Origin of the sequence: Chryseomicrobium sp. FSL W7-1435 (assembly GCF_038595005.1) — a bacterium.
In the GTDB taxonomy this organism is placed as follows: Bacteria; Bacillota; Bacilli; order Bacillales_A; family Planococcaceae; genus Chryseomicrobium.
In genome coordinates this window covers 730,254-741,284 of the sequence record NZ_CP151997.1, presented here as the reverse complement: position 1 = coordinate 741,284, position 11,031 = coordinate 730,254, and the positions used below count along the sequence as shown (strand labels likewise).

At 40.0% G+C, this 11,031-nt stretch carries 9 protein-coding genes; 2 read left to right on the top strand and 7 right to left on the bottom strand.

The window, feature by feature from the left end; translation table 11 throughout:
* Positions 1-3 precede the first annotated feature (3 nt).
* From MKY84_RS04025 to MKY84_RS04005, 5 genes are all read right to left on the bottom strand, one after another.
* Positions 4-1,560: a DUF2194 domain-containing protein gene (locus MKY84_RS04025; RefSeq protein ID WP_342527912.1), complete on the bottom strand. Its 1,557-nt coding sequence runs from the start codon at positions 1,558-1,560 to the stop codon at positions 4-6.
* 6 nt (positions 1,561-1,566) lie between these two features.
* Positions 1,567-2,439, bottom strand: coding sequence for a hypothetical protein (locus MKY84_RS04020; protein ID WP_342527911.1), 873 nt, complete (start codon positions 2,437-2,439; stop codon positions 1,567-1,569).
* Between the two features lie 3 nt (positions 2,440-2,442).
* A complete protein-coding gene (locus MKY84_RS04015) occupies positions 2,443-4,602 on the bottom strand; it encodes an NAD-dependent epimerase/dehydratase family protein (RefSeq protein ID WP_342527909.1) in 2,160 nt (719 codons plus the stop codon).
* A 265-nt stretch (positions 4,603-4,867) separates the two neighbouring features.
* Entirely contained in the window at positions 4,868-5,626 is a 759-nt protein-coding gene (locus tag MKY84_RS04010) for a gamma-glutamyl-gamma-aminobutyrate hydrolase family protein (protein WP_342527907.1), read from the bottom strand.
* A gap of 50 nt (positions 5,627-5,676) precedes the next feature.
* A complete protein-coding gene (locus MKY84_RS04005; protein WP_342527906.1) occupies positions 5,677-6,540 on the bottom strand; it encodes a DUF1028 domain-containing protein in 864 nt (287 codons plus the stop codon).
* 138 nt (positions 6,541-6,678) lie between these two features.
* Between MKY84_RS04005 and MKY84_RS04000 the strand changes: the two genes are divergently transcribed.
* Complete coding sequence (locus MKY84_RS04000; protein ID WP_342527904.1) at positions 6,679-6,999, top strand: general stress protein; 321 nt, start codon at positions 6,679-6,681, stop codon at positions 6,997-6,999.
* Between the two features lie 139 nt (positions 7,000-7,138).
* Positions 7,139-9,229: a DNA topoisomerase 3 gene (locus MKY84_RS03995; protein ID WP_342527902.1), complete on the top strand. Its 2,091-nt coding sequence runs from the start codon at positions 7,139-7,141 to the stop codon at positions 9,227-9,229.
* A gap of 282 nt (positions 9,230-9,511) precedes the next feature.
* Here MKY84_RS03995 and MKY84_RS03990 read toward each other — a convergent pair whose 3' ends face one another.
* A complete protein-coding gene (locus MKY84_RS03990; RefSeq protein ID WP_342527900.1) occupies positions 9,512-9,877 on the bottom strand; it encodes a rhodanese-like domain-containing protein in 366 nt (121 codons plus the stop codon).
* Positions 9,878-9,966: 89 nt separating this feature from the next.
* Positions 9,967-10,881, bottom strand: coding sequence for a general stress protein (locus MKY84_RS03985; protein ID WP_342527898.1), 915 nt, complete (start codon positions 10,879-10,881; stop codon positions 9,967-9,969).
* Positions 10,882-11,031: the final 150 nt, after the last annotated feature.

The window sequence follows — 11,031 nt, the reverse complement described above, 5'->3', positions numbered from 1 at the left end:
CCATCACTCCGTTTCAATCGTAAACTCAGAGTCTAGTGCTTGAACAAGATAAAGATTCTCGCCGATTTTCTGTACTTCACAATTTGTTGATGAACGAATTGCCTTGTCAGAATAGTAATGGAAGTAGGTAGCATCTGTAAAAATAGACATTGACACAGTAAGTACATTTCGATCAATCTCAACTCGTACATCGTTTTCTTGCCAATGTGTATATAGTGCACTTACTTCACGCGCTGGATAGTATGGAACAGCGTACAGTTCTTCTAGACCTTTTAAATACTCTTGCCAGTTGCGCCACATCGATTCATCTCGATCCGTTCCATTTAAAGAATACGGTGAAAAACTCACATCTTGGTAGCCATAATCTATGACCTTGCGAATTGAAGTCCACCGCTCAAGGTCGCCTGGTACTACTGGTAGATTCCCTTGCTGTAAACTGAACTGTGCCAATGGACCTGCCAATTGATCTGAAGGAAGAAGTTGCGTCTCTAGCTGATAGTCTCCTAGAATTTTTTGCACCAATCCTTGTTCAACTTGCAGGTTTTCATCTACTTTGAGCGCAACTTCACCGCCTAAAAGCACAATTTCTCGAGCATACAATTCAAGTTCATCTTTAAAGAGCGTCTCTTCCCCAAGATCTGAAGGATAAAGTGCAGCTGCCGTTAGATTGAGGTCAAAACGAGCCTCTAGACTTTGCATGGATAACCACCAATCTTGACGGTAATAATTTTTCTCCGATTTCCCATGCACTGTTCGAGTCGTCTGCGTAGGGAATGGGAAGCCGTCAAGTAGCGCCACTCCCCCGTAAATAACTGGATACAGTTGAGCTGTCGTATGACTCATCATCCAGGTGAAGAAAGGACCGAATGTTTCATCTGATGTCAAAATGCCATTAAAAAATAACACCTTGCCTTCCCCCAGATCAATGGTCCATAAAAGTGGGTTTCCATCTAGACTAACTGCCCTTTTCACTGCATTATCATGAATTCGAACAGCTAACATAGATTGATTAAATTCTTGCTCTTGAATAATCGTATCTTCATCAAGCATGAAGAATGGGGCTAGCAGTTTAAACCCTTCTACCTCTTTAAAACTGCCATACTCAATAATGCCAAGCTGTTGATAAATACTCTGGATAGTGGTCTTAGGAGATGGACGCATAGCAACCACTAAGTTCCCACCATCTTCAACAAAATTTATAAGTTCTTCACTTTTTACCTCTTGCCAATCTTCTGTTGCAAGAACAATGGTTTTTACATGTTTACCCACGATGTAGTCTTGAAGATCTTGAACATCATAATGAACTTTCATCTCAGTCATTCGCTTTTGAATGTAGTCTACAGACCCCTTCTCCGCCGGATTTCCATCATCGATTACCACCAGTGTAGCCGGAGATGAAGATAGTTGAACCAGTTGGGTCTTGACCTCTCGCTCTTCTGATTGAAACGCTGCCACTTGAAAGAATAGTGGAGATTTTACTAAGACGAGGAAGCTTGTTATGAGAATTAATAAAGCACTCATCACATAAAGTCCTCTTCCAATATCAAATATAGGCTTCATATGTCATCATCCTTGCATCCAAAAGCGTAATTGCTGGAGGCCAGTTGGAGATAATTGAAACGCCGCTGACCGAATCGTTGCCACAGTCTCTTGTAAAGTAGTTTTATCTTTAGTCAAGTAAGCTATTTTCATAAGAAGCAATAATACTTCCTCTGAAGGTTCGAAATTTGTGCGTAGTTGGTTCGCTATTTTTTCAAAAGCTTCTGCCGGTGCGTTTGAACGTTCCAACTCTCCTACGATGTCTTTATAAATTTCTATATCTCGTGTCGGGTCAATCGCTTGAATTTGACTCAGCACTTCTAAATGACGCTGACGAAGCTGCTGTTCAGTCAGAGCATCTAAAAACTCGAGGTGAATGGCATCTACTAATTCGTTCTTCAATTCATAAAGTGTCACGATGTCTTGTGGATTTTCAACACTCATTTTTTCTAAATTGTTTAACTTTTTTGTCGATTCACTTTTACTTTTCTGAATAGCAACCGCAGCATAATGTGCTGTTTCCGTATCATCGTTCTCTAAAGCTTGTCGCAAAACGTCTCGGCGAACGCGTTGTTGTTTTTTCAACATGTCTATCAGGAGTTGTCTTCTTAATACACTTGAATTAAGATAAAGGGCATCCGAAAACGGGACAACATTTTTTTCTTTTTCTTTGTCTGGAATCAACCAATCTGCTTCCGGGAGCTGTTGGCGCCGAATAAGCCATTCAGGTAAACTAGTGACCCGATCACTTTTCCAAAGAAGAGCAATGACTAACAAAATTCCAACAAACGGGACACTGACTAACAATAGGAACTGGAGAACCGCAGACGGTCTCTTTGTTACTAGTAGGAAGATGAAATACATAAAAACCATGAGATAGTAAGTAATCCAAATCCACATCGTCTACACCACCTTTGAGACATGCTCTGTCTGTATCGAGTAACTTCTCAAACGATCACGCACCACTTCCGCTTGAGCAGGTGTTGTATTAGAGAGCAAACATTCCAATTCTCCAGTTGAAATTTGTCCAATAAAATCATGAGTACGGAGCAACAATTCAACTTGTCGAAGTTGTCGGTCTGTTAGCTCTCCGATTAAGTGAAGCCGCGTAAAAGGCAGTTGATGCTTCTCATGCGATTTTTCTTTCGAAGCAAGCACCTTGGCATAATACGCAGGCTTTAACACGTGCGTCTCTCCCACATATCGTTCCATGCGTACTTCATCCACATGTTGATACGCCCGAAGCAACGCTTCACTAATTAAACGTAGGGAAATATCAATGGTGTTTTTGTAATAAAGTGACAGACGTTCAAATGGAACATCATAGCCCGCAACCATTCCAATGACTAACCCATCGGCAACAATCGGTGCAGCAAATGTCGGCATATTCTCTTGAAAATCTGTATTAAAAACAGTGGCTTGATCTTTTAGGGAACGTTCAAACACCGTGTTCCGTGTTTGCATAGATGGTGGAAGGGAAAAACCTGATTTCGTTGAGCGAGCTACTAATCGTAAGTAGTCCCCTTCCGCACTTACACTGTAGATACCAAATTGGTTGTGGTGGAGAAGTGATTCCAATGTTTCGATTGCTTGTGAAAAAACTTCTTCTGGTTCTAAATAATCTAGTTTATGAACAGCTTGATAGATTTTCCCCAAACTGTCTTCCGAATACAAAATTTGGGTTTGCAATTCATCTTTAATTTCGCGTGTGTCTTCATAAATGGATGACATGAATACAAGCTTTTCATCCGTGATTTCCTTTTCTTCTTGAGCAAATGCCAATTCAATTTTTCGACGATCGACGATATAACCAACAACAAAACCAATCACCAAATAGAGGGTGAAGGTGACAAGTAAAGAGTTGTCAGCAATGAGTGATGCAAACTCCCTACCGTTTTGAACTTGTTGGAAGGATAAAATACTTACTGCGAGAGCAGATGCAATCATCGCTTGGTATTTACCGAATAATAATCCAGCAAAAAGGATGTAGACTAACCACATATCAACAGGAATTAGATTTGAAGGAAGGAGAAAGATAACTGCTAAAAATAAAGCAAAAAGTACGCCATTTTCAACTAGTCGCATTATAAAAGTAGGCTCTCTCCTAGCAGGGATGGAAGTAGGTTTAGAAGAATCTTGCTGTAGGTTATCGACCTGCTCATATTCACGTTTCCATGTGTCAATTATGCCGTCTTGTATAGAATACCTAGGGGACCAATCAATCTTTTGTTTTATTTGTGTATTGTCTAACTGTGAATGTAGGATGTCCCCTAGTTTCATAGATTCATATCGAACTTGTTTAAATGGCTGAATCGTTTCAATTGTACGAATGACAGAATCTAAAGAAATTTGCTTGTTTGTAGATATATTATAGATTCCAGATAGTTGACTGATTACAGAACGGTATACCGCTTCCACAACATCACCAACGTGAATGTAATCTCTTGTCTGCTCACCATCCCCATACACTGTAATGGATTTATTTTTAATACTGGCTGCAGTAAACTTTGCAATAACACCACTCTCATGCGACGAATTTTGTCCCGATCCGTATACATTCGAGAGTCTAAAAACAAGCGTCTCAAGCCCATGTAAGCTCGACCATTTTGTACAGTAAGTCTCTCCCACCATTTTGCTAATGCCATAGGGTGAGGTCGGTTCAGGAGAAGCATCTTCTTTAATAGGCAAAGCATGACCATCTCCATAGACAGCTGCGGATGAAAAAAATACAAATTTCTTCACATTATACTTTGCAGCAAGATTCAACATGTTCACTAACCCTACGATATTTGCTTCAGCATCTTGCGTTGGGTGTGCGACAGATAGAGACACGCTAGTTTGGGCAGCGCAATGAATGACTAAATCAAAACCATACGAACGGAAGTAGGTTTCATTCTTTTCATCTTCACAATTCGCTAGAATCGATTTATGTTTTATTTTCAGTCTTCCTTCACGTCCAGTAGATAAATTATCTAAAACCGTAATTTTATGCCCTTCCTTATAAAAGCGTTCTGCAAGATGTGATCCAATAAAACCATAACCACCCGTGATTAATACTTTCATTTCCTTTCCTCCTCTCTAAATATCTGAAATTTCTGAATACTATTAATGGAATATTAGCACCTTTCTTCCGATTTGACTAGATGCATTTTTGATTATAAAGAACTATTTTTCTCTTTTTTTTAAAATAAGTTTATTTTTTTTGAAATTTAAAAAACCTTTATACCTATTAAAAATAATTTTTCACACACTATAATTACATGAATATCACTTTCTGTTGAATCACAAAAAAAGACACTCTAGTAAAAGAGTGTCTTTCATCATAATATTATTGACGGTCTCGTTTCTTCGTATCATCAATTTCTTTTCGACGCTTGACTGCCTGTTTAATAAAGGCATCGAAGATTTTTCCAGAAGTTTCGTCCCCAGCCATCGCAAACTCTTCAGGATGCCACTGGAAACCGAATGCGAACTCATGTGTCTTACTTTCCATAGCTTCAATATTGCCATCAGTCGCACGAGCGACCACTTTTAAATCTCGGCCTATCTTATTACAAGACTGATGATGGAAAGAGTTCACGCGAAATTTTTCTTCGCCAAGAATTTTTCCGATTTTAGAATCAAGATCAAGTTCGACGTCATGTGAACGATACGTACGTGGTCCTTTTTGAAGATGCAAATAAGACTCTTCTTCACGCTGAGCGTGCATATCTTGATACATACTTCCACCTTGAACGATATTCAACATATGAAGTCCTCGACAAACGCCGATATAAGGTTTATCAAGCTCTAGCATACGTTTCACAAGCTCCGATTCCATCTGATCGATTTCAGGAGCAATTTTTCCGAGCTTTAGGTGTGGGTTTTCCCCATAATAAGAAGGATCGATATCTTCTCCTCCTGTAATAAACAAGCCATCTAAACGTAGGGATAGTTCATCTAAATTTTCATCCCCCATTACTGGGATCATAAGCGGCAAGCCACCATATTTAAGGACAGTTTCTACATATACAAATGGTAACCAGAAATGATCTTGATTTTGTGACATTTCTGCTGATATACCAATAAGTGGTTTCATTTTATTCATCCTTTCTAGCTACAGCCCTATATGTCTGCAATGCCTTTCTATACCCCGTATCACTTTGCTGTAAAACCTTTTGCTTGTTCTTCTATATATTCAAATACTTTTCGATCGATTTGGCCGGACGGTTGCTGACGTTCTTCAAAATTCTCTGTATGATGATAGCGATCAAGTCCTACATGGATCTCCTCAGCTGTAGCAGTAGAGTGTTCTAAGTAACCTAATGTATGAAGATGTTCAGCAAGTTGACTTTGTTGACTTTCTGTCAATGTCATTACGTCTGCTTGATCAGCCTTTTCAAAATACAAATGACGTAATTTCAATAGACGACTGAGTTCTTGAACAGGATCATGGTGGTCATCAATGCGCAAATCAATGTAGCGATCCGTGTATCCCCCATAGCTCCCATTTTCTTTCACGACTAACAATGCAGCTGATTGACGACCTCGGCTGTCACCCCCAGCAGCATCTCCAGCTAGTAACGCTGCTAAAAGACGTTCAGGTAATGGCCCATTGGTTTGTTCAAATGTAGCTTCCATTTGTTCAACAACTTGTTGATTCACCAAAATATTGCCTTGAATCGCATAGTTCTTTGCTGCAGCTCCACCTGCCCAATCGTAACAATCCTCTCCTGTATATGTAGCACTCTGTCCCGTCACATCGACAATTCCAACCTGACGCCATGCCGCATTGTCATCCTTTTTGGTTAACTCCTCGACGACTTCAAGAGGTGACAATCCCTTTTCTAAAAGCTCCAGACCTTCTACTCCATAGGAAAGATTAGCAAGCGATTGAGTAGCTATAGCACCAACTCCAGCTTTCGCAAAAGGCACAACTGCCCCTACCCCTAGAAATTTTGAAGCTACTGCGATACCTAATTCCTTTGTTTTTTCATCAAAACCCACTATTGAAAATGTCATTGTTAAACTCCTCTCCAATCCTGTATCTAATTTCAGTGTAATCTGAAAACTCTCTATTTAAAAGTTATTTGGTTTAGCTTTTCAGGTAGCGGGTAAAATAGAAATAGATGACAGATAAAAACTTGGAGGGATTCACAAATGGCTATGAAATATACTGTAGAAAACTCAGTACAAGCAAAGCAAAAGGTTGAAGAACTAGAAGCACAAGGATATTCAAGAGATGATATCTATCTGTTTGCACACTCGAAAAACCGTGAAGGTCATATCTCAGACGTTCTCGATACTGAAAAAGTCGGAGTCAGCGAAAAAGGATTTTTTGAATCTATGAAAAATGCGTTTAGTAAACGAGGAGACCAGCTTCGTAGCGACATGCATGCTGCAGGATTAACTGAAGCAGAAGCGGAAGCCGCAGAAGAAGAGCTAGATCAAGGGAAACTGGTTCTCATCGTAAATAAATAAAGGGGCTTTTGCCCGACTGTGAAACTGCCTACCTTATCGTAGGCAGTTTTCTTTTGCTATCTGCTTCTAAACACCTTATACTTATGAACATACGTTCCCCCTATCCCCTACTAATTTCTCTTCGAAAGGATACCTCTACATGAAACCAGTGATTGTGGCAGAAAAACCAAGCCAAGCAAAAGCCTATTCTGATGCGTTTAAATCCAAAAAGCAAAAAGGCTATTATGAAATTTTACCGGATCCTATATTCCCACAAGGTGCTTATTTAACTTGGGCGATCGGCCACTTAGTTGAATTGCGCGAACCTAAAGAATACGATTCCAAATGGACACGTTGGACATTGAACTCCCTTCCTATTCTTCCTGAGACATTCGAGTACAAAGTAGCTCGTGGAAAATATGAACAATATAGTATTGTTAGAAAGTTAATGAAAGATGCTACTTTTCTAATCAATGCCTGTGACATCGATCGTGAAGGCTCTAATATTTTTTATTCTATTTTGACGTTGTCAGGAATTCGCTCAAAAACGGTTAAACGTCTATGGATCAATTCTCTTGAAACTTCTGAGGTCAGGAAGGGTTTTTCAACACTCCAAACTAATGACCGAGATCTGAGACTTTTTGAAGAAGCACGTACACGTCAAAAAAGCGACTGGCTTGTGGGGATGAACGCCTCACGGATTTATACGATTTTACTCAAGAAAAAAGGCGTAAAGACTGTATTTTCCATTGGGCGTGTCCAATCCCCCACCCTATTTCTCATTTACCAACGGGCACTTGAAATAGAAAACTTCAAACCAGAAGTCTTCTTCGAACTCGAAGGTTTATTTGATACGGGCACTGCCACGTACAAAGGAAAAGCTAAGGTGAAAGAGAAAGAGCGGACGACCGTTGAACAACTTCTTCAAGAAAATGGTTTATCAGAGAACCTTACAACACCTGGCACGGTGGGAGAAGTTACGGAGAAAGAGAAGCGAATACTACCTCCAGCACTTCACTCTCTCTCAAGTCTGCAGCTGACGGCTAATAAGAAGTGGAAAGCCAGTCCTTCCGCTGTGTTAAAAGCTGCTCAAAATCTGTATGAAAAAAAAGTGATCACGTACCCCCGTACTGATACACGTCACATTACACCTTCCGAATTTCACTATATTAAAGAAATTGCCCAGGACTTGCAGAACTTTATTAATTGTTCATTCCCTTTGCAGACGGCACCTTCTAAACGATTTGTCGATGCAACCAAGGTACAAGAGCATTATGCCATTGTTCCCACTCGCAAGATTCCTAAAGAAGGTAGTTTAAATGGACTCGAGAAAAACATTTATGAAGAAATCGTTCGCACAACCCTGGGTATGTTTCATACTGCCTATATCTATAGAGAGACAACGATAACAACGAATGTCTCCAATCTTTCATTTTTCACTAAAGGAACTGTTCCATTAGATCTTGGTTGGAAACAGCTATTCCCTCAAAAAGAAAAAGAAGAGTGGTTGCCCGCCGTCCAACAAGGACAAGAGGTTAATTCCACTCTAGCTATAGCAGAAGGTGTGACTAAGCCCCCGAAACTTTATACCGAGGGACAACTGATTCAAGTGATGAAAACTTGCGGTAAATTTGTCGAGGATGAGGGAGAAGCCGCTCTACTGAAAGAAGTGGAAGGGTTAGGGACAGAAGCTACGCGAAGTGGGATTATTGAAACATTAAAAAAACAGGCGTATATTGAAGTGACGAAAAATGAAGTACTGATAACAGAAAAAGGAAAAATTCTCTGTCAATCTGTAGAAGGAACTTTGCTTGCTAGTCCCACAATGACCGCTAAATGGGAAAATTACCTTCAAAAAATTGGCCGTGGCGAAGGAAATGAAGCACAATTTTTAACTCAAATTGAGGCTTTTATCAAACAAACACTTGAAACCGTGCCCGCCAATCTCGAAACCAAACAGTTTGCTGCCTTACCCGATGAAGAAGCAGCGACTGGAGCGATTAGTTGCCCTACTTGTAAACAAGGAACTATGGTCTTGAAGAAAAGTTTTTACGGTTGTTCTCGTTATAAAGAAGGATGTTCACAAACGTTCCCACTGCGCGTGGCCAGTAAAAAACTGTCTTCTTCAGTGATTGAAACGTTGTGCACTAAAAAGCATACCGGAAAATTAAAAGGATTTACCTCTAAGCAAGGGAAATCCTTTTCTGCCCACTTGAAATTAGTTGATGGGAAAATTGTATTTGATTTTTAAAACTGAGTAGAGACTGGGACAAAATATAGTAATAAGAACTCACTAGTTAGAAGGTTGAGTGGAGTGTAGGGGTTGACTCCAGTGGGATCAAAAGTCGGAATGTGAGACCCCGCAGGAGCCTGCGACGAGGAGGCTCACAGCGCGCCCACGGATCGCAGCCCCGTAATGGAACTCAATATACACGAAAAATCAGCAAATTCTTTAGAATTCCTAGAGAACTTACTGATTTATTTTTGTTCTAATCTCTTTTGTGTATATTTAGCTCCATTTCGAATAATATCTTTATTCAACGTCACCTGTCCAACTCGACATTCCCTGCTTTACATTAGTAACTTGAAATCCTTCTTTCACTAATAAGTCACTAGCCTGCTGAGAACGGTTACCTGTTTGACAAACAATTACATAGTTTTGCGACGGATCCAAGCTTGTAAAATCACCAGACTGAATTTCAGACAATGGTTTATTCATTGCGCCTGGTATATGACCACTCTCATATTCACTCACTTCTCGGACATCGACCACTAACTCCCCTTGTTGTTGAAGAGTTTGAACCTCACTAATCTCAATGGTTTCATAAATCGCCTCATCACTACAAGCAGCCAGTAAAAACACACTCATTAAACTTACTACTGCAATCAATCTTTTCATTCTATTCACCTCTTAACCAAAATACCCTAATAGGTATTATTTGTCCACTAAAAAAACCCACTCAACTAAATGAGCGGGTTGTTGATTTATTAATATTTACTACGATCTTGCATATTGTTTTCAGAACGACGGTTTTCCAGTTCTTCTACACGTTCTTCGTGCTCGTGATTGGCTAAGTTGTCTTCGATTGCTGACGGCTCGCGTCCTTCATCTTCGCTAGCAGGCTCTAAATTACCAAACGCTGCTGGTCCAAGATTTGGGTCTGCTCCAGGAGATTCAGCGCCATAAGCCTGACTCTCTTCATAGCCTTTAGGTTGATTCGTTTCAAACGTTGATTCCGTTGATTCGAAACGTGGTTCTGTTGTTTCAAACGTTGATTCCGTTGACTCAGCACGTGGCGTAGCCTGTTCGAAACTAGCATGCTCAGTTTTTTGCTCTTCTGTCATACGTGGTTCGATGTTAAAAGCGTCATTTTCTACAACACTTTCTTCTGAATAGGCTTGGGCTTCATTTTTAAATAATTGACGATTTTCTTCAGGAGTATGCTCGCCAAGAATTGGTTCATTGTCTGTGAAACGTTTATTGACGAATTCTGTGCCAACCGTTCCAGCTGCTGTTTCTCCAGAGTAAGACTCATATGAGTTGCCCGTTTCACCGAACGTATTGTACTCGTCTGAGCGCAAGTGGTCTTCTACATAAAGAATAGCACCACCGTTCGTTAAATCTGCTGAGTAACGCTCTTGATCGTGTTGCTCAAGATTTAATTTACTCAAGCTTTCAGTCGTAGCATCTTCTCCTGTAAAGAAAGATTTAAAACGATCCCAGAATGTTCCTGTTTCATGCGTATCTACTTTTGTTTCTGTCGCGTGAACTTGGAAACGATCTGGATCTTTCGTGACGACATGAATATCTGATTCATTATATCCCTGTGAACGTAGTGACTCAATCTTTTGATTTAACTCTTCCTGTGTCCAAGCTACTTCTACATTACGATGATTTTCCATCTTTAACTTCCTCCTCTAATTCTAGTAATTTTGAATTTATGTGTTAACTAGCTATTCCTCTGATTGAGAAACACTAAACCTTTGCTTGAAAATGTCATTTTTGTCATCAAATTGTGATGTTTACTCTTAACTTAGCAAGGGAAACTAGAA